This is a genomic window from Enterococcus casseliflavus, from assembly GCF_029215545.1.
GTDB lineage: Bacteria > Bacillota > Bacilli > Lactobacillales > Enterococcaceae > Enterococcus_D > Enterococcus_D casseliflavus.
The window spans coordinates 3,062,423-3,081,896 of the sequence record NZ_CP119393.1; the positions used below are offsets into that span (position 1 = coordinate 3,062,423).

At 42.3% G+C, this 19,474-nt stretch carries 18 protein-coding genes; 6 read left to right on the forward strand and 12 right to left on the reverse strand.

Annotated features, from left to right (window positions below):
* Nucleotides 1–311 precede the first annotated feature (311 nt).
* The 4 genes from P0G38_RS14455 to P0G38_RS14470 all read right to left on the reverse strand — a co-directional run bounded on the left by P0G38_RS14455 (nucleotide 312) and on the right by P0G38_RS14470 (nucleotide 5,211).
* On the reverse strand, nucleotides 312–1,238 hold the full coding sequence (locus P0G38_RS14455; protein ID WP_275852456.1) for a LacI family DNA-binding transcriptional regulator: 927 nt from the start codon (nucleotides 1,236–1,238) through the stop codon (nucleotides 312–314).
* Nucleotides 1,239–1,469: 231 nt separating this feature from the next.
* Nucleotides 1,470–3,833: an HAD-IC family P-type ATPase gene (locus P0G38_RS14460; protein ID WP_275852459.1), complete on the reverse strand. Its 2,364-nt coding sequence runs from the start codon at nucleotides 3,831–3,833 to the stop codon at nucleotides 1,470–1,472.
* Nucleotides 3,834–4,254: 421 nt separating this feature from the next.
* Entirely contained in the window at nucleotides 4,255–4,767 is a 513-nt protein-coding gene (locus P0G38_RS14465) for a ClbS/DfsB family four-helix bundle protein (protein WP_275852462.1), read from the reverse strand.
* A gap of 15 nt (nucleotides 4,768–4,782) precedes the next feature.
* A complete protein-coding gene (locus tag P0G38_RS14470; RefSeq protein WP_128488312.1) occupies nucleotides 4,783–5,211 on the reverse strand; it encodes an effector binding domain-containing protein in 429 nt (142 codons plus the stop codon).
* Between the two features lie 93 nt (nucleotides 5,212–5,304).
* Between P0G38_RS14470 and P0G38_RS14475 the strand changes: the two genes are divergently transcribed.
* The 6 genes from P0G38_RS14475 to P0G38_RS14500 all read left to right on the forward strand — a co-directional run bounded on the left by P0G38_RS14475 (nucleotide 5,305) and on the right by P0G38_RS14500 (nucleotide 10,007).
* Nucleotides 5,305–6,213, forward strand: coding sequence for a helix-turn-helix transcriptional regulator (locus P0G38_RS14475; protein WP_275852467.1), 909 nt, complete (start codon nucleotides 5,305–5,307; stop codon nucleotides 6,211–6,213).
* Nucleotides 6,214–6,253: 40 nt separating this feature from the next.
* A complete protein-coding gene (locus P0G38_RS14480; protein ID WP_338070805.1) occupies nucleotides 6,254–6,772 on the forward strand; it encodes a helicase in 519 nt (172 codons plus the stop codon).
* Between the two features lie 99 nt (nucleotides 6,773–6,871).
* Entirely contained in the window at nucleotides 6,872–7,333 is a 462-nt protein-coding gene (locus tag P0G38_RS14485; RefSeq protein WP_151196124.1) for a GNAT family N-acetyltransferase, read from the forward strand.
* A gap of 61 nt (nucleotides 7,334–7,394) precedes the next feature.
* The gene (locus tag P0G38_RS14490) at nucleotides 7,395–7,748 is read left to right on the forward strand and encodes a DUF3784 domain-containing protein (RefSeq protein WP_151196123.1); all 354 of its coding nucleotides are present in this window, start codon (nucleotides 7,395–7,397) and stop codon (nucleotides 7,746–7,748) included.
* Nucleotides 7,749–8,062: 314 nt separating this feature from the next.
* Entirely contained in the window at nucleotides 8,063–8,554 is a 492-nt protein-coding gene (locus P0G38_RS14495) for a PH domain-containing protein (RefSeq protein WP_005227545.1), read from the forward strand.
* The gene (locus tag P0G38_RS14500) at nucleotides 8,544–10,007 is read left to right on the forward strand and encodes a PH domain-containing protein (RefSeq protein WP_275852474.1); all 1,464 of its coding nucleotides are present in this window, start codon (nucleotides 8,544–8,546) and stop codon (nucleotides 10,005–10,007) included. Before P0G38_RS14495 ends, P0G38_RS14500 begins: the two co-directional genes overlap by 11 nt.
* Before the next feature lie 113 nt (nucleotides 10,008–10,120).
* Here P0G38_RS14500 and P0G38_RS14505 read toward each other — a convergent pair whose 3' ends face one another.
* The 8 genes from P0G38_RS14505 to P0G38_RS14540 all read right to left on the reverse strand — a co-directional run bounded on the left by P0G38_RS14505 (nucleotide 10,121) and on the right by P0G38_RS14540 (nucleotide 19,359).
* Nucleotides 10,121–11,083, reverse strand: coding sequence for a transketolase family protein (locus tag P0G38_RS14505; RefSeq protein ID WP_275852477.1), 963 nt, complete (start codon nucleotides 11,081–11,083; stop codon nucleotides 10,121–10,123).
* A gap of 3 nt (nucleotides 11,084–11,086) precedes the next feature.
* On the reverse strand, nucleotides 11,087–11,944 hold the full coding sequence (locus P0G38_RS14510; RefSeq protein ID WP_005231438.1) for a transketolase: 858 nt from the start codon (nucleotides 11,942–11,944) through the stop codon (nucleotides 11,087–11,089).
* A 22-nt stretch (nucleotides 11,945–11,966) separates the two neighbouring features.
* On the reverse strand, nucleotides 11,967–13,331 hold the full coding sequence (locus P0G38_RS14515; protein ID WP_275852482.1) for a PTS ascorbate transporter subunit IIC: 1,365 nt from the start codon (nucleotides 13,329–13,331) through the stop codon (nucleotides 11,967–11,969).
* A gap of 16 nt (nucleotides 13,332–13,347) precedes the next feature.
* Nucleotides 13,348–13,629, reverse strand: a complete 282-nt coding sequence (locus P0G38_RS14520; RefSeq protein WP_005227537.1) for a PTS sugar transporter subunit IIB — start codon at nucleotides 13,627–13,629, stop codon at nucleotides 13,348–13,350.
* The gene (locus P0G38_RS14525; protein WP_275852487.1) at nucleotides 13,626–15,665 is read right to left on the reverse strand and encodes a BglG family transcription antiterminator; all 2,040 of its coding nucleotides are present in this window, start codon (nucleotides 15,663–15,665) and stop codon (nucleotides 13,626–13,628) included. The genes P0G38_RS14520 and P0G38_RS14525 overlap by 4 nt, the downstream gene beginning before the upstream one ends.
* A gap of 363 nt (nucleotides 15,666–16,028) precedes the next feature.
* A complete protein-coding gene (locus P0G38_RS14530; RefSeq protein WP_005232072.1) occupies nucleotides 16,029–17,291 on the reverse strand; it encodes a PTS sugar transporter subunit IIC in 1,263 nt (420 codons plus the stop codon).
* Between the two features lie 14 nt (nucleotides 17,292–17,305).
* Nucleotides 17,306–18,031: a glucosamine-6-phosphate deaminase gene (locus P0G38_RS14535; RefSeq protein ID WP_275852492.1), complete on the reverse strand. Its 726-nt coding sequence runs from the start codon at nucleotides 18,029–18,031 to the stop codon at nucleotides 17,306–17,308.
* Nucleotides 18,032–18,033: 2 nt separating this feature from the next.
* Nucleotides 18,034–19,359, reverse strand: coding sequence for a 6-phospho-beta-glucosidase (locus tag P0G38_RS14540; RefSeq protein ID WP_275852495.1), 1,326 nt, complete (start codon nucleotides 19,357–19,359; stop codon nucleotides 18,034–18,036).
* Between the last annotated feature and the right edge of the window lie 115 nt (nucleotides 19,360–19,474).

Below are 19,474 nucleotides of genomic sequence, written 5' to 3' on the forward strand. Positions count from 1 at the left end.
ATCAATTACAGCAGTATTTTTATTTATCTACTCAATATCTCTCTACTTTATATATAAATAGTGTTAGAATGAACAAAAGGAAACGTATCAGGCTTCCCCCAAGAGAATCTTCCCCAAGTACTCTTGTCTGATACGTTTCCTATTTTTGTGGCGAAAAAGCCACAGACCAATGGTAGCCCTTTACTCTGTGAAAAGCAAGCATTCAAAATTGATTTTTTATTTATTTTTTTATTTTCCTTCCTCAAATTCCCTTTAAAAAGCAGGCAAAAACACACCTCTCGACGAAAAGGTGTGTTTTTTTATAACGATGATTATTCACGAATAATAAGTTCGTAAGGCAGAATGATCTGCTCTTGTTTTCTTTCTTGAAACAAGCGAAAGGCTTCTTTGCCGCATTGATCCAGATGAAACTCAACGGAAGAAAAGTGCAGCATATGACTGATGAGCAGGTTTTCTTGCCCAATCACGATGGGTGCTGTCCCGTGGGAGTATTGATTTAAGATCATCGCTGCGATCTCGTCCCCATTTGTGATCACCCCATCGATTCCTCGTTCCTTAAAAAATGCAGCTGCGGGAATCCCATCTTGTGCTTTGATACAATCCCAATAAATATCTGCTTCAGAAAAATTAGGAAACAGCTCCTTGGCTTTTGCGATCGTGTTGACTGAATTGCAGCTGAGGCGTTTGCTGCGCCCTAGCGTCAGTCCCAAGCATTTTACGCCTTGTTCTTTTAAATAATTGATACTAGCTGTCACAGAGCCGACCAAGTCGATTGCAACGAAAGGAACAGCAGTACCGGTCGAATTTTCACAAAAAACGATCGGTCCTTTTTCCATGTAGGGATAAAACGTCTCGATATGATTTGCACGGGTAATAACGATCAATCCGTCAAACCCTTTTGCAGCGAATTCTTCTAGATATTCTAGTTCCAATTTCCGATCAAAATTGGTCGGCAATAACGTCACTTTGTATTTTTTAGCAAAGGCTTCTTCCATAATGCCATTTAGAATCCCATCAAAAAAGGCGTGATTGACAAACGGCACGATGACCCCAATATTATAGGTTTTCCCCGAGCTGAGCTTTTGGGCGATCTTATTCGGTTTGTAATCCAGTTCTTCCATCACCGCCAAAATCGCTGCTCGCTTTTGCTCATCGACATAAGGATGGCCATTGATCACACGAGAGACTGTCGTGATCGAAAAACCAGTGATTTTTGCTATATCGCGTATCGTTGCCATTTCCTTCATTCCTATCTGTTTGTTTTACGATTGACCTAAGTCTACCATAGAAAATTTACTGATTCACTTTCGATAAATTTTCTGAAAAGGTCCCTTGGTTGATTGTACGGTATGAAACGAGTTTCATAGCAAGACTTAGACTCCTTGAAAATAAAAGAAATTTATTTATAAACAAAAACTGATTGCTTAGCAAGCTACAAGCGCTACTTAAGCAATCAGTTTTTCTACCATTTACTGAATCATTTCTTTTGACAAGCTTTTACGTTTCTTCGTATACCTTCGCATCAGTAACTCGATGCCCTTATCCGCAAAGCGTTGCATGTAGGCGGAAAAATTCAACAAGGCAATCAAGAGAATGAGGTTGAGATAGCTGGTATTGCCTAGGTTAAAGAGGTCGCGACCGACGATCAAAGCAGCAAAGTACAAGATCTGAGTGCTGAAAAAAATCATCGTTCGATAGCTGTTGATCGCTGGATAGACTTTTTTCTGGATCAAGCGATAGTTCCAAGCAGTAAAAATAATGCTCATGATCGATAGAGCTTTACTGCTGCTGTTGAACCAATAGCCAAAGTTGATGATCAGCAAAGTTCCTACCGTAATCGTCAAGGCTGTTGGAAAAGCATTTTTGAAAATCGTCGTCATAAAGTCCCCTTTGATCCGATTGAAGTCTGGTTCAAAGTTTAAAAAGAAGGTCGGAATGCCGACAAAGCAGGCATTGATGATCGTTAATTGGATCGGCTCAAAAGGATAGGTCGTTCCTGATAACAACGTCCCCATGGTGATCATGATGGAGAATAAGACTTGCACTAGCACCAATGAACCTGAGCGGGTAATGTTATTGATCACTCGGCGGCCTTCATCCATGACCGATGGCAAAGCATCAAATTGATTTTCCAAAAGAACCAGATTTGACACTTGACGCGCAGCATCAACACCAGAAGCCATTGCGATGGAGCAGTCGGCTTCTTTTAGCGCCAAAACATCGTTGACGCCATCGCCAGTCATCGCGACGGTATGCCCTTGTTCTTTCAAGTAGAGCACCATTTCTTTCTTTTGTTGCGGCGTCACTCGACCAAAAATCTGATAGTTGCTGACAGCTTCTTTTAATTCGGTCGCAGTTAATTTTGACACATCGATAAAATCAGCTGCTCCTGGTAGATTGACTTTTTTCGCGATTTGACTGACTGTCACTGGATCATCGCCAGAGATGATCTTGCATTGGATTGCCTGTGAACGAAAATACTCCAAGGTCTCTTTGGCATCTTCACGGATCGTGTCTGACAGTAAATAAAATCCTAACGGTTCAATATCCGTCGGCAGTCCTGCCTCCTCATAGCCTTGCGTACTGTGGGCCAAAACGATCACTCGGTAGCCTTCTTCTGCCAGCTGCCTTTCCTGTTTTAAGACAGCTTCATGGTTGGTTCCTAGTAAAATCGACGCAGCTCCGATGAAATAAGTGCCTTGTCCTTCAAACGTGACGCAACTGAATTTACGATCTGATGAAAAAGGGACGACTTGCTGCATCTGGTACGTCGTTTTTTCTGGGAAAAAGGTTCGCAGCGCCATTGCCGTTGGGTTCTGATCGGGTAGCTGCGCCATTAAGTTACCAGTGATTTCTGCCAACGGTGTGTCCGATTGAAAGGAAATCGTCTTTTCCACCGTCATCTTGCCTTCGGTGATCGTGCCCGTTTTATCTAAGCAAAGAACATCGACCCGTGCCAAGGCATCAATGCAGTTCAATTCCTGCACCATCACTTTTTTGCGCGCCAGATAGACGGCACTGATGGTCAATGTGACACTGGTCAATAAAAACAAACCTTCGGGGAACATTCCCACAGCTGCCGCCACCGTCCGTAAGATGGCGGTGTTGAAAGTTGCATGAGAAAAATAGAACTGTTTGACGAACAAGAGGGTACATAATGGGACCAAAATCAGGCTGATCCAACGAATGATTTTGTTTAAACTGCCTTGGATCAAGTATTTTTGTCGTTTGATGGTTTTGGCTTCTTTGTTGATTTTTGCGATATAGTTGTCAGCGCCTACGTGGATCACTTGGCATAACGCTTCGCCAGCAGTGATAAAACTGCCAGAAAACAACTCGTCTGCTGGCTGCTTGTAGATCGTATCCATTTCACCAGTCAGCAAGGATTCATTGACTTCTAAAGATCCTTGAATGACTTTGGCATCCGTCGGCACTTGATCCCCGCTTTTCAGTCGTAACACATCATCCATTACGAGTTTGTGTATCGGCAAGTTCTCCAGCTTGCCATCCCGATAAACATCGGCTTTGGCAACTTTTAGCAATGCCAGCTTATCCAGCGTTCGTTTGGAACGAACTTCTTGAAAGAGATTGATGATCACATTGCTGAAGACAACAAAGACGAACAAGCCGTTTTGGTAAGAACCCGTCAAACAGACGAGAAAGAATAGGACACAGTTGATCAAATTGAAAAAGGTAAAGATATTGGTAAAAAGGATTTTCGGGTACGTATTCGTCGTATCCTTTTTTGTCTTATTGACTTGACCGCGCTGCACCCGCGCCTTGACTTCTCCTGACGTCAAGCCAATGGTTTGGTTGTTTTCGATGATCCTCACCCTTTCTATTCTTGGTCATTTACTTTTATTTTGCTGAATATTCAGCAAACTTGCATCAGACTTGGGAATGGTTTTGTGTTTTTTCTATAAAACCAATTGGCGGCGATTGCGTAAGATACGCCATCGACTCCCCGCTTTTTTCTGTAAAAAAACAAGTACTGTTTAAAATATAGCATACCCTTTTACGAATTGGCGTTTCATTTTTGTCACCTTCGCGTCACTTTAGGAATTAAAATAACAGTTTATTTCTTAACCTGAACCGACTAGACAATAAGCTAGCATAGACTTTCCAGGTGATTTCTTGCGATGACACAAAACAAAAAAACAGCTGATCTTCACAGATCAACTGTTTAACAATTCTTTAAGTTAGCTGTTCCCTCAGTTGCTAAAAAACGCTCAACCCGCTTGCTTCTTTTATTGATCAATGCAGTGCTTCCTTTTTCCATTTTCGGATTTTCGTTCGGAAATTGGTAAAGGGTGCTACTGTATTGATATGGATCCATTTATAGACTGGCCACTGTGCTTTGGTGGTTGCCCAATCCCGCTGCCCTGCTTCAAACAATTCCTGATCGGATAAGCCTTCGATCCACTGGCAAAGGGCCGTCACCTTTTGGTCTAAGAGCTCTTGCTGCTGTGCTAAGGTCAAACTGCCGTATGTCTGATAAAAAGATTGATACAATCCGCCAAGGTTGTTCCATTTGTACCCTTCAGCAGGTGTGTGAACGCTCATCCCTTGCTGTTCCTGTGCTTCCCATGACAATAACAAACTGACCCAGCCGATTTGGTAAGACAAGTTTTCTGAAGGGGTCTTGTCGACACTTGCTATCCGTTGATTTCGCAAGGCTTCAGGAATTTCATCAAATTCTTGGCGAAATTTTTGGTAACGTTCTGTGATCTCTTGGGTCAGCGCTGCTTTGCTTTCATATTGTCTCATTGTTTGTCCTCCTATTCAGGAAAATAGCTGCTCTTTGTCGCTTTCAGCAATGGCGATAAAAATCGTTACTTCGCCGTCTGGCGCATATTGTTCAAAATCAAAGGAATACTTGCGCTGCAGCTGCTGGTTTTCTTCCTCAGACCAGATTTGACGCCAAGTAGTCAAAATGCCCTGCGCATCGCGCCGATCGATCGGATACTTTTTCCAAGTATATTTTTCTGTATCAAAGTCTGCTTGCTCCGTTTCTTCGAAACAAAGCGAAACGGCATAGTCTCCTTGATAGTTTGACTCATACTCGTGGTAAACGCAAGCGATGACCGTTCCTTTTTCTGCGGCTTTCTTGACCGCCTCGCTGTTTTTCTCCCATAAGCCAGTGATTTTTGCTTGAATCGCTGGATCAGTAAAATTATTGGTTCTTTCCGTTGCCATTATCGAAAATTTCATTAGCGTTCCTCCTTCTTTGTCTTTATGATACGATAGAAACCTAGACACCTTGTGTCAGTGTTTTATCATCTTTTTATAAAAGGAGTAAACCAAGTGAGCACGACTCGCCTATTCGGCCTTATCTACCACCTGTTGAATCATGAAAAAGCAACCACTTCTGAATTAGCCAAACAATTTGAAGTCTCGACTCGCACCATCACCAGAGATATCAATACCCTAAGCAGTATTGGCGTGCCCATCTATACCGAAACGGGTCGAAATGGCGGCGTTTATCTGTTAAGCAGTTTTGTGTTGGATAAAGTGTTATTATCAGAGGAAGAACGGAAAAACCTGCTTTTGGCGTTGAAAGGGATTCGCCAGCTGACGCCACAGATCAGTGGGCAATCGCTGGCAAAACTGCAATCCTTGTTTAAGCAGCCCGATGCTGATTGGCTAGAAGTGGATTTTTCCACTTGGCATCGGCGAGAAAACGGCAACGACACGTTTGATTTATTAAAAAAGAGTATTTTAACAAACCACGTGATCACCTTTGACTATACCAGTAAACAGGGACTGCAAAAACGCATCTGCCAGCCTTACAAACTGCTTTTTCGCTCGCAAGCTTGGTATCTGCAAGCCTTCGACCAGCAAAAGAATGCCTTTCGGACATTTAAAATCAGCCGCATGAGTCAAGTCCACGTCACTGACCAGCATTTTTTCCCAGTCACTGCGCCTGATTCTGCCATTGAGTTGACTGTTGACACCTATCCTGCGCGTCTATTCTTTCAAGTCGACGTTCTTTATCGGGTATATGATGAGTTCGATCATCAGGATATTACTTTGACGGAGGAAGGCACTGCTGTGGTTACCGTTGATTTGCCCGAGGAAAGCTGGGTAGTGCCCTATTTGTTCTCTTTTGGAAAAAGCCTACGCATTTTAAGTCCCCCTCGACTAAAGAATCGTTACCAAGAAGAAGTTGCTGCGATTTATGCCAATTTGTCCGAGAACGAGGGCGCGAACTGATTTTTTAGGAAAAAGATCCCTATTGAAAGGAGTGTTTGATTTGAAGGAAGTGATCGTACAGTATGGCGGGGTTTCGCTAAACCGCCTTTGCCAGCAGTTGGAAGAAAATCAGATTCACTTAAACGCGTATGCCAACCAGCTCTTGCGCCATCCCCAGCTCTCCTTCAGTGCCGATAAACAGCGTGCTGCTTGTGTGATTGTTCCCCTTAAAGAACTGGGACTCCCCCAAGGCGGCTCTTTGACGGAGATTTTTGCAGCTGCGCCTTCTTATGGATTGACTTGTTGTACATTGGAAATGGCCTTACACTTTCGTCTTAGCTATCGTCAACTGGCAAATAGTACCGGACTGAAATCCCAAGGAAAAGTGCCAGCTTCCGCAATCACGATCGCTTCTGTGCCTTTGGAAAAAACCGACGATTTCCCCAAAGGATTCTACGTTCGCCGCATCGATGGGATTGACTGGCTACGAGGCTATACTTGCGATGCACGACACCAGTTTGCACCGGATGACCTGTTTTTGTTTCAACGACGAGACCCGCTGTCAGAGCGTCTCAACTGAAGGGGAAACAAACCGTTTCATATCAAATTTCCTTGTTTCTCATTGCCTACAATCATTCTGTAGGTTAAGAAGAGCCGAAAAGGACAAAAGGAGAAATAGATGAACTTAATCCCAATGAAAGACAGCGACTATGCTGCTTACTTAACCAATGCAATTTTCGAATACGCCAACGACAAAGTCCAAGCAGGCACATGGGCCAAAGACGAGGCCCTCGCCCTAGCCAAAGAAAGCTTTGCTTCCCTGCTTCCTCAAGGGACTGCCACCGAAAACAATCACTTGTTTTCTTTATTTGCAGCTGATTTTAGTGAACCGATCGGGGTGATTTGGGTCAACACAGCTGCCCAGAAAGCCTTCATCTATGACTTTATCATCGAGGAAGACCAGCGAGGAAAAGGCTATGGCACCAAAGCGTTACAGGCTTTGGAAAAGTGGGCGATCCAGCAAGGCATCACTGAGATCGGCTTGCACGTTTTTGCCCATAATCAGTCTGCGTATCAGCTATACAAAAAAATGGGCTATTTGGAAACAGATATTACGATGGTTCGACGTTTAGCTGAGTAAGTGGTGTTGAAACACGAAACCTAACGATCGTTCTTGAACGATAAGAAAGGAGTGAGAAAACTTGTATTGGTTGATTTATCTTTTGGTCGTTGTATTTGCTCTCGGATGCTTTTTGTGTGGTGTTCAGTTTCGCAAACAAAAATGGGGCTTCTTGATAGCTGGATACAATGATTTGACTGAAAACCAAAAAGCACAAGCAGATAGTCAGGCAGTCTCAAAATCAATGAGCAAATGCGCCTTTTGGACAGGTGTTTATGTTTTGCCTTTGGGTCTTGTGCTCTACCTGCTGCTTGAAGAAATCGGTGATTCGTCAATAATTAGGATAGTATGTGCCCTCCTTACCTTGCTTTTTGTTCTCTTCATTTTCAATGAAGTCCGAAAAAATCGTTCGTACTATTCGATAAATAAAGACTGAGATAAAGAGAGAATTTCTCGTTTTACTCATAAGGTATTTCTAAGCGATCACTGTAATCCAAGTTTTTTAACCAATGATTGGTTGTTTTAAACGAAAACATCTGAATGTGATCCCCCTAGGACCGTCATCTAAGACGGTTTTTTTTTAGGTTACTAGACGACAGTTCTTCCTTGTTTTATAAGAAGATTTCTCACACATCTTTTCGCAATCGAGCCAGCTGTCCTTTCTGAATTCTCCCTTGCCACTTGTTTTTCTTACACTGCACCATTATATTTATACTTATTAGTCATTTTTTTATAGAAAGGACGTTTCCCTTGAATTATCCCTTATTAAATGAACAAATGCCTCAGACCATCATCCGTGTTTGGCGGTTGCGGACAATTACTTCACTAATCATTTTCAGTTTACTTTTCGCTGCTTCTTTTTGGTTTTTATCCATGCAAAACTGGCTTCATTTCTGGGTGTTCGCCCTTTGGTCAAGCCTATTGGCACTGACTTTGATCAGTCATCTGCTTTCTTTTGTGCTGATGAGCTACCGTTACAAATTCCATCGCTACGAGATCCAAGAAAAGGATATCGCTATTCAACGTGGCTATCTATTTCGCAGCACCACGTATATTCCGATCCGTCGAATCCAGCACATCGAAACAGACCAAGGGATCTTTTTGCGAAAATACGCTTTAGTCTCCTTACAGATCCATACGGCTGCCACCAACCACACCATTGAAGGCTTGCCAGTGGCGCAAGCCGAACGCTTACGAGAAACTATCATGAATTTAGTCGAGGTGGTCAAAGATGATCTATGAAAAACAACGACTGCCGTTGCTGTGTGTCGGTCTTTATTGGTTCAAAAATTGCAAAAATTTTCTGGTACTAGCATTTCTGCTTGTATTCAAATTATTCAACGACGCCCCTTCTTTTCCGATGATTCTGGGCGGCATTCTGCTATTTTCACTGGTCTGTCTCCTTTTTGCGGTACTGTCTTACGCTCGCTTTACCTTTCAAATCGATCAAACGAGTGTACTAGTCAACAAAGGACTCTTTATCCAAAAACAAACGATTTTGCCATTTGAACGCATCCAAACGATTCAAGAGAATCATTACTTTTATTTACGTCCGTTTAAACTAGCTGAAGTGAAGTTGGAAAGCGCCGCAAGTTCGAGTGGCGAAGCCGAAATTCTTTTCCCCGCATTGCCACTGGCTCTCATTGCCTCCATCGAAGCGTCAAAAAAGGCGGCGACACCACAACAGCCGAATGCCCATGCAGCTATTGGAGAAGAACCAACCGACGATTATGCTGCGTTTTCAGCTGAGAAGTCAGCCAAGCCGCCGCTAGAAACATTCACTTTGAAATTCAAGGAGATTTTCTTGTTTTCTCTCACTGATTTTTCTGTTTTCACCTTGGTTCTAGTCATCGGCTACAACGTGATCGACAACATTCCCAATTTCTTTGCCTATGCATCGGAATTGCAGCAACTTGGCCTTTTATTAGGTGCTGCAATTTTACTCGGGCTGCTGATTTTGTTTTTCTTCCTTGCGATCGCCAGGAATCTTTTCCGTTATTATGGCTTTACGGTGGAAACGAACCAACAACAGCTGCTGATCACGCAAGGCTTGTTTTCTAAACGTCACCAAACGATTCCCCTCGCTAGGATCCAAGGGCTGAGTGTCGAACAAAATCTTTATCGAAGAATCTTTCATCTAAGCTCCGTCAAATTACTGCTGGCTGCTGGCAGTTCGTCAGAAAGCGACGATACGGTCTATCTGTTCCCCATTTTGAAAGAGGCGCAGCTGACCGAAACATTGACCCGCTTTTTACCCGAATGGTCGTTTCAACAAACCGCTCTAGTGAAAAATCCACGACCCAACTTTTGGTACTTCTGCCGTTGGCCGCTGCTGATCGGATTGCTTGCTGTAGGAATCTCCGCCTTCTTTTTCTGGTGGTTAGCGCTGATTTTCTTCGTGTTCTTTGGCTCCTTCGTGTTATCAAGCATCTGGCGAGGCAAAATACAAGGCTATCAATTTTTAGATAACCACGTATTGTTGTGCCAAACGATCCGCGGTCTTACGAAGGTGACCGCTTATCTGAAGAAAAATAAAATCCAAGATTTCACTGTCACCACCACGCATTGGCAGCACAAAAGAGGGCTTGGCAAGTCACAGCTAACCATCAAAACCGAAGATACTCTCACCGAAAGTAAGCTTTTCTACTTTCCATTAACCGAAGCAGAAAACTTACGGCGCTGGTTTTTGTCTTAGTTCATAAAAAAGCATCAAACAGCAGGACTGACGCGCTGTTTGACTTTTTTTTACAAGATCTGAAAGGAATGAAAAGGGAGCATCAACCATTGATTCGTTGATGCTTCCTTTTTCTATCCCCTGACCTTCCCTTCAACGATTTGCTGCTTGATTGAAGCAGCATCTAAGCCATATTCTTTTTGCAAAAAATCGGGTGTGCCGACTTGACCGAATCGTTCGTTGACACCAATACGTTTTAAGGGGACAGCACTGCCTGTTTCAGCAAGCACTTCGGCGACGGCACTTCCTAGTCCACCGGTAATAGAATGATTTTCGATGGTGATGACTTGCCGTTTCCCCTGAACTTCGCGGAGGATTAATTCTTTATCGATTGGTTTGATGGTAAACATGTCGATCACTTCGCAGCTAATTCCTATTTCTGCTAATTCTTCTGCCACTTGCAGTGTTTCAGAAACCAATTGGCCACTGGCAATCAACAACAGTTCATCGCCTGGTCTTAAAATATTGCCTTTTCCTAGTTCAAAGGTCGAGCCTTTTTCATAAATCATCGGAACCGCTTTCCGATTGCCTCGTACGTAATGAATGCCTGATAATTGGCTAAAGGTTTTTATGATCCACGCCATTTGGACTTCATCCGCTGCATCGCAGACGATCGATTGGGGAATCATTCGCATCAAAGCCACATCTTCCCATGTCGTATGGGTGCCGCCGTTGTGCCCGACTGCAAACCCTGGATCAGAACCGTAAATATTGATCGTATTGCCGCCATAGCCGCCAGAAATAAACAGCTGATCGAATACCCGACGCGTTGCAAATGGCCCAAAGGTGTGGATAAAAGGTGTATAACCAGTTAAACTCAAGCCACCCGCGACACCAACCATATTGGCTTCCGCGATCCCCATGTTGATAAAGCGTTGGGGATGTTTGTTGGCAATCGTGGTCCAGCCGCTGGCAGAACCAAGGTCGGCATCTAACGCAACTAGCTGGTTATTTTCATCCATGAGTTCCACCAATGTGTCAACGACACAAGTTCGCAGCTCTTTACCAGCAGCAGTGGTTTTGCTTAATGTAAACATGCCTTAGCGTCCTCCTTCGATTTTTATCGTCAATTCTTTGATTGCCGCTTCTGCCGCTTGATTGATCTCATCCGTGGTAAACTTCACGGAGTGATTGGCATCTAGTTCTTCAAAGAAAGGAACGCCTTGTCCTTTCACGCTGTCCAAGACAATGCAAACCGCTTGGTCTTCGATTGCTTTGCAGCGCTCGATTGCCTCATCAATGGCTTGCATGTCTGCCCCTGGAACTTTTTCTGTATAAAAGCCAAAAGCAGTCATCTTCTGCTGGATATCAAAGGGATCAAGAATGTCTTTGGTTGGCCCATCTAGCTGTTTTTTGTTGTCATCAATAATGACGATACAGTGATTCAGTTTAAAGTGGGCAATGTATTGGAAGGCTTCCCAGCACTGTCCTTCATTTAGTTCGCCATCTCCAACGATCAAATAAACAAAATTGTCCTTGCCTGCCAAGCGCAGGCCTGTCGCGATCCCGGCAGCCATGGAAGTCCCCTGTCCCAGTGAACCTGTGGTGGCATCAACCCCTGGCGTTTTCCAGCGATCCGGATGGGAAGGCAGTCTCGTGCCGCCCTCATTGATCGTCCATAACCACGACCGATCAAAATAGCCCGTATTTGCTAATGCACTATACAAGGCGGCGCCAGCATGCCCTTTTGACAAGACGAGTCGGTCACGATCCGCCCACTGTGGATCTTGTGGATTGATTCGCAGCTGTTTGCCGTACAAAACGGCCAATAATTCAACAATTGAAAAGGAACCACCCAGATGGCCTTGCCCCATTTTCTTGATGCTGCAAAGGGTATCTAAACGAATCTTTGCCGCTAATTCTTCAAGCTCGTGGTATTTTTGTTCACTGATTGCCACTATTTATCCCTCCATCCTCTATTTATTCAGAAACAGATTTTGCCCGACTGTTTTTCTTGAAAATCGTCAATCCGATCAAGACCGCGACTACCGCAATTATCCCTGAGAAGATGGCGATTTGACCGCCCATATTGGCTAGGTTTCCTAGGAAGATCCCTGCAACCCCATAGTCGGTATCAGAGAAAGTTGATCCTTGGAACCCAAGATCCCCCATGACTGGCATCAACAAGATCGGCATAAAACTGATAATGATCCCATGAATAAAGGACCCAATGACGGCGCCTCGCACACCACCCGTTGCATTGCCGTAAACACCTGCCGTTGCGCCACAGAAGAAATGGGGTACGACCCCTGGAATAATAACGGTTGTTCCTGTGAAGACCATGATGATCAAACTAACGATCCCACCGACAAAACTGGTTAGAAAACCAATCAGAACAGCATTTGGCGCATAAGGAAAGACGATTGGACAATCCAATGCAGGAATAGCATTAGGAACAAGCTTTTCAGAAATCCCTTTAAAGGCTGGTACGATTTCTGCCAAAATCAGACGGACACCAGCTAAAATCACAAAGACACCAGCGGCAAACGAACCTGCTTGCTGCAACGAATAAATGATCGAGTTCGTGCCATTGCTAAGATTTTCTGTAATAAATTCACTCCCAGCAAAAATTGCTACGATCACGTATACAACAGCCATCGTAATCGTGATACTAACAGTAGAGTCCCGCAAGAAAGACAGACCTTTCGGAAAATTGATGTCTTCTGTGGAATTTTCCTTATTACCGACGTATTTCCCAATCAACCCGCTCAATGCGTAGCCGAAGTTCCCCGTATGCCCCAATGCGACGGAATCATTTTTAGTAATTTCTCGAGTAAACGGTTGTGCGATCGCTGGGAAAATCGTGTTACAGATCCCTAACGCTAAGCCGCCAAATAAAACTAGATTAAAAGTATTCATTCCAGTAACGCTCAAAATCACCGCAATCATGCACGCCATATACAACGTGGCATGCCCAGTCAAATAAATGTATTTAAAGCGAGTGATACGGGCAATCAAAATATTGAAGGCCATTCCGGCTAACATAATAAGTGCGGTATAGGTGCCGTAAGTCGTCAAAGCCAGCGCAACGATCGCTTCGTTATTAGGTACGACCCCTTGCATGTTAAAGGCTGCTTGGAACATCTCCCCAAATGGCGCCAGAGAGCTTTCGATCACCCCAGCCCCGGCAGTGACCACGAGAAACCCAACAAAGGTTTTGATGCCCCCTTTGACGATCGTGGCAATGTCTTTTTTCTGCAGCACATTCCCCAAAACAGCGATCAGCGCAACTAAGATCGCTGGGGTACTCGCGATATCAACAAGAATATCTAAAAATTCGTTCATGACTGTCTACTCCTTTTTATAGTAATCCTTTTTCCTGACAAACGGCTTGAACCTTTTGCTTCAATTCATCGAGATCGATAATACTGTCTAACACCACGATCTCACCTAGATGCTGCGCACTATCGGCTAAATCGCCACCAACGAAGAAAACATCCGCCATATCGGGTGCGGCACTTCCTAAATCATAATGGGACACTTCCACACCTGAGACACCCAATTCATTTAATACAGAATTGATATTCATCTCCACCATAAAACTTGATCCTAATCCTGACCCACACACTGCTGCAAATTTCATTTTTCATCTTCTCCTTCTCTAATCACTTCAATTATTTGATCCGCATTGGTTGCGGAAAGTAACGCAGTTAGTTTTTCATTATTCGACAAAATTTTAGTTAAACTCGCTAACGCTTTTAGATGGAGTTCATTGTCAACCGCCGCCAAACATATAAACACGTGAATGGGGTGTTGCGGATCATCATTCAAAAGCACTGGTTCTTTGACTTTTAATAACGACATCCCGATGGCATTGACCCCATCTTCTGGACGTGCATGAGGCAAAGCGATGCCTTTTCCAATATGGATAAAAGGACCGTGATCCACCACTTTATTGATCATGGCGGTAATATACTGCTCCTCAATTTTATTGGTCTTTTTTAATGGCGCAGCAGCTGCTCGAATGGCTTCTTGCCAAGTCAGCGGCACCTCGGTAAATTGGATGGTTTCTGCTGTTAATAAATCTGATAACATCGGACGTTGGTCTTCCCTTCTATTCAATTCTCGATTGATTTTTCTTTGCAAAATTTTTCTCAGCTTTTGCTTACTGATTCCTGCTTTTAAATCAACATAGGGCAAAATCACTTCTAACACATCGTCAATGGAATGCAATCCAGTTTTTGAAGGGAAAAATGCCGCTTGTACGTTTTTAACCAGTTCATCCTTCTCAATGGGTGTCATAATCGGATTGATCACATAACAGGGTCGTTTGGTTTTGATCGGCGCACTGGAAAAAATCAGATCAATCTCTTCATTAAACCGAACATTTTCATACTCTTCGATCGAACGAGCCGGCAAAAAATGGATCTGGGGAAACAGTTCCTTTAATTCTGATTCCAAAATCAAGGATGAACTGATGCCACTGGGACAAACGACTAATGCATTCAGTTGGAAGTAATCACGTTTGGCCTTTTGTTTACTGATTTCTCCACCAAACAAAATCGTAAAATAACCGATTTCTTCATCAGGGATCGTGCCGACTAGGTCTTCTAAAGAACCCAGTGCTCGTCTCGTCAGTTCAAACAACTCATTGTATTGCAGCTTGATTTCTTCAATCAGTACATTCTCCAGTGGAAAACCGTAGCGGATTCGAAAATACGCTGGGACAAGATGATAGAATGTGTTCATCAAAAGGGTGCGATAGTCCACAAACTCGATAGCTGCCAGCCGTTCCATTTCATGAATGATCTTACTGGCACATTCCAATAAAAACTCTAATGAAGTATCTTCGATATCTCCTTGCAGAATCGTTTTCAACAGGATCGTTACATAAAGTTCTTCTGTTTTCCGATCTTTGATGTCAGGAAATTCTGCTAAAAACTGCTGACTGACTTGATGGACATGCAACGACTGGAGCAACGGTATTTCTGTCTCCGCTAAAGAAACAGCCGTTTCTGCCATCCGAAAGGATAGATAATTAAGAAAATAAAGCATTTCTTCGAAGCGACTCGGAACGATCACCAGATTGAAATCAGTCAGTGTTGCGGACAAACGATCTCTGATTTGAACATAGATCGTTTTATCCTGCTCATAGATTCCCTCAAATAAGAGCAAGTTCCCGTTTTTCGTATTGGATAACGTGCTGACCTTTCGAAAGGCAAGAGCGCGAATCTGATATTCCTCTCCCTCTAGATAAAAGCCATATTTTCGAGAGTACAATAGTTGAATCTTGAAAGCTGCAAGTTCCTCTCTGATCCCCTTTAGATCCTTCAAAATCGTATTCTTACTGACATAGAAAAGCTCTTGAAACTGATAGACGGATAAATCTTTCACTGCTGAAAAAGTCAGAAGATAAATCATGGACCGCCGCTCTTCTTCCGAAAAAAACAACGTATTCTTCTGGATATCGAAAAGAATTTCCGGCCACTTTCGTTGAATCAGTGAAGGAATCAAAACTTCTCCCTCATGAATCATGATTCGTTGATTCAACCGCTGTTCAGTGATTTGATTGATCTTGGCAATCTCCGCCAGAAATTCCTCATCCCTCCACTTCGTCAACTGAAGAAACGCCTCAATATTTGGTTCTGAAAACAGATACGTCAATTTGAAATGAATCATATTTGCTACCCCCACCTAAACTATAGCTTGCACAAAATGAAATCGCCATCATTTCTCGGTACAACTGAAGCTCCGTTTTTTTTAAACGATGGACCGAAGAGGAGATTTCAAGGATTACCATAACATCCAATAAAGTATTCGAGAAGGTTTTATTGATAGAAGCAAATGATAAAAAATACAACATTAAAAAAAGCGAATCATTTACTGATTCGCTTAGATACTGATGCTATTTGTTGTTTTATTATTGAAACTATCAGAATCATGAAGGACAATCGTCTTTTTTCCAATATACTTTTTTAAAGTTATTTTCTAATACCTAAAAATACTTATCTTAATGGATGATGGAAAATAGGCTTCTTCTATCTACTCACTTATACTCACAGGAATCGTTGTTCCCGTTTCTTGCGCCTCTGCGGTTTCATTTTTCACTTGCTGCTTTTCCAATATTTTGAAAAATGGCATATAAATAAAATATGAAATGAAAATCGATACAAAAGACCAAACGGCTGCTCCAATACTACCATTAGTAGCTAAATAAGGACCAATAATAGGAGGAATAGTCCATGGAACTTGAATAACAATCGGTCCTACTATACCAATATTCATTAAGATATACGTACCGATACATAGGACCATAGGCGTTGCTATAAACGGAATAAGCATTACAGGATTCATCACAATAGGCAAACCAAAAATAACCGGTTCATTGATACAAAAAATAGCTGACGGCAAAGATAATCGTCCAATCGACTTATACATCTTACTTCTGGAGTGGAGCATATTTAACACTAGACCGAGTGTTGCTCCAGTTCCGCCTAAACACATAAAGACAATCCAAAATCCATCGGCAAAAACATGAGGTACTTCTGCACCACTTTGAAAAGCTGCCGTATTATCAGCAAGATAACTTAGGAAAACAGGGGTCGCAATTCCAGACAAAACATTGTCTCCGTGGATTCCACATATCCATAGCAAACAAACGAGAAGTGTGTATAACAGCATGCCTGGGAGTGTTCCCATCCCTTGCATTAAAGGTTGGAAAACAATAGTAATGATTTCATTGATATCAACCCCTAATAAAGTTCTGACGATCCATATAACGGTCAGAATAAATGCCCCTGGGATTAACGTTGCAAAAGAAGTTGCTACAGTGGGCGGCACACCTTCTGGCATTTTTATTACAATATTATGAGTGACAAACCATTTAAAAGCATGAGTGACAAATACCCCAACAATGATCGCGGTAAACATACCACTAGCACCAAAATTAGCCAAATTTATCGTCCAGTCATCGTTTAATGTTGCTAGAAGAAAGCCGATAGTTGTGAGCATCGAATTAGAAATAGCATCAACACCAAACTCTTTTCCTAAATGATAGCCTATGCCAATTGCAGATATCAGTCCAAGAATTCCGAACGTAACATTGACTGGTGCATTCAACTGCGGCCCCCAATTTGACACAAAATCCATCCATGACTGTATTGGAAAGTTACCAATGATTAGGAAGATACTTCCAACAATAGTAAAAGGAATCGTCATGGAAATCCCATTTCTTATAGCAACTAAGTGTTTACTATTGCCTATTTTCAGCAATATAGGCAATACCTTGTTCTCAATGACCTGCATCTTTTTTCCTCCTTTTAGTTCACGACTTCCTTATCAACCACCAATACAGGATCTTTGTGCAACCATAGAGAAGTAACTGGACACTCTTTTGTAATCGTACCGCATAGAAACTGTTGTATCGCAGATTTCTTTTTTGCTCCACTAGCTTGTACGATCATTGTTCCAGATTGTAATAATTGTCCTATCCCTAACGTAATTCCTTTCGTACGATCAACTTTCTCGTCTGAAAAATATTTTTTCCCAACACTTTGGGTTGATTCGTCTAAGTTCACTATATGAGCTTTATCTTCGAAGGACGAACCAGGCTCATTAAAACCTAAGTGACCATTTTCTCCAACCCCAAGCAAACTCAGTGTTAATCCTCCATTCTCCTCGATAAATTTATCAGCTTTTTTGCATTCCTCATTTAAATCATCGGCTAAAGGATCAAATGTGTGAAGTTGCTTTAGGTCAATAGGAACCCGATTGAATAAGTTTCTTTTTAAATAGGATAGACAACTGCCTTCATTTTTCGGATCGATTCCAACCCATTCATCTAGTTCAATAAACTTTGCCTGGGATAAATCTATTTCTTTGTTGATTGCTGCTTCTGCAATGATGTTAAGCGTTCCTACGGGTGTATCACCACCTGCAAAGCAATATAACCCATTTGGCTTTTCTTTCAAGACATCTAAAATGAGTTTTGCACAGATCTTACTGACTTCCTGGTAATTTGCCTCAACATAGTATTTTATATTCATTGTCATTCTCCTTTAAAAAAATTCGGCAGATATTCTTTGTGTGCCAAAAGCATTTCATCAAGTAGTTTCTTTGCTGTCCTATCACTTGGAACTAAGGGATTGATCGTCATCGCTAATAAAGCAGTGTTATAGTCTCCCGTAACAGCTGCTTGGGCCGCTATACGTTCAAAAGACTTAATTTGTTGAACTAGCCCTTTGATAGGAATAGGTAATTCACCTGTAGTCAAAGGGATCGGTCCTTGTTTTGTAATCAAACAATTTACTTCAACCGCTGAATCACAATCGATATCACTGATGGCACCATTATTTCTTGTATTGACCGTTTGAATATCACGTTTGTCATTATAGATGGAATTAATTAAATTACATGCTGCTTCACTATAATAAGCGCCCCCACGTTCTGACAATTGAGGTGGTTTGATTGCTAGATGTTCATCTTTATAAAGTTCAAACAACTCATGCTCGATTTTCTGCACAACTTCTGCACGAGTTCCTTCTTTCTCTGCTGATCGTTTTTGCTCAGACAACATAGTAGCTGTTTGATAGTAATACCTTAAATAGCCGATGGGAATCATGCCAAGTGTTCGGAAAAAATTTGGTTCCCATTCTAAATCAGCAATGTTTTTCAGACCAACTGCATCGCCAGTATCTTGCGTCATCAATGTAAGTACTTTTTGGGTCACATCAATCCCTTTATGATAAATCTTTTTCGCAAAAACCATATGATTTAGCCCAGTAAATTCAACATATAATTCTTCTTTGGGTACTTTTAATGTTTCTGCAATGCCACGTTCTATTCCAATTGGTCCATTACACAAACCTACTACTCTACGCATATTGCTATGGCGTAAGACAGCTTCTGTCACCATGCCAGCTGGATTAGTGAAGTTGATCAGCCATGCTTCTGGGCAAAGGCGCTCCATATCTTTCACTATTTCTAAGATAACAGGAATCGTGCGTAATCCTTTAAAAAGCCCTCCTGGACCATTCGTTTCTTGTCCAATCGTGTCATATGTTAAAGGAATTCTCTCGTCTTTCGCTCGCGCTTCCAAAAGACCTACACGAAATTGCGTCGTAACGAAGTCCGCATCCTTTAATGCCGCTTCACGATCAAGAGTCATATAAATTTTCATTGGAAGGTTCGCTTTTTTTACCATACGTTTAGCAAGTTCCCCAACTATTTCTAATTTCTCTCTTCCTTGTTCAATATCCACAAGCCATAATTCTGAAATCGGTAATTCAGCATATCGTTTAATAAATCCTTCTATCAATTCTGGTGTATAACTTGATCCACCGCCAATTGTTGCAATTTTTATTCCTTTATCCATCCTGAAACACTCCTTTAACTTAACTACATGGTCAGTATAGATTATTTTTATCCCCTTAAATACCGCTTTTAAGTAAACGGTTACAAAAACAGACGATTGACACCGGTTACAATCC

Excerpts from the sequence above, each read along its gene's own strand:
- P0G38_RS14505 (WP_275852477.1), bottom strand. The coding sequence starts at position 11,083 with ATGTTTACATTAAGCAAAACCACTGCTGCTGGTAAAGAGCTGCGAACT.
- P0G38_RS14535 (WP_275852492.1), bottom strand. The coding sequence starts at position 18,031 with ATGAATATAAAATACTATGTTGAGGCAAATTACCAGGAAGTCAGTAAG.
- P0G38_RS14470 (WP_128488312.1), bottom strand. The coding sequence starts at position 5,211 with ATGAAATTTTCGATAATGGCAACGGAAAGAACCAATAATTTTACTGAT.
- P0G38_RS14515 (WP_275852482.1), bottom strand. The coding sequence starts at position 13,331 with ATGAACGAATTTTTAGATATTCTTGTTGATATCGCGAGTACCCCAGCG.
- P0G38_RS14520 (WP_005227537.1), bottom strand. The coding sequence starts at position 13,629 with ATGAAATTTGCAGCAGTGTGTGGGTCAGGATTAGGATCAAGTTTTATG.
- P0G38_RS14525 (WP_275852487.1), bottom strand. The coding sequence starts at position 15,665 with ATGATTCATTTCAAATTGACGTATCTGTTTTCAGAACCAAATATTGAG.
- P0G38_RS14455 (WP_275852456.1), bottom strand. The coding sequence starts at position 1,238 with ATGGCAACGATACGCGATATAGCAAAAATCACTGGTTTTTCGATCACG.
- P0G38_RS14500 (WP_275852474.1), top strand. The coding sequence starts at position 8,544 with ATGATCTATGAAAAACAACGACTGCCGTTGCTGTGTGTCGGTCTTTAT.
- P0G38_RS14485 (WP_151196124.1), top strand. The coding sequence starts at position 6,872 with ATGAACTTAATCCCAATGAAAGACAGCGACTATGCTGCTTACTTAACC.
- P0G38_RS14465 (WP_275852462.1), bottom strand. The coding sequence starts at position 4,767 with ATGAGACAATATGAAAGCAAAGCAGCGCTGACCCAAGAGATCACAGAA.
- P0G38_RS14540 (WP_275852495.1), bottom strand. The coding sequence starts at position 19,359 with ATGGATAAAGGAATAAAAATTGCAACAATTGGCGGTGGATCAAGTTAT.
- P0G38_RS14530 (WP_005232072.1), bottom strand. The coding sequence starts at position 17,291 with ATGCAGGTCATTGAGAACAAGGTATTGCCTATATTGCTGAAAATAGGC.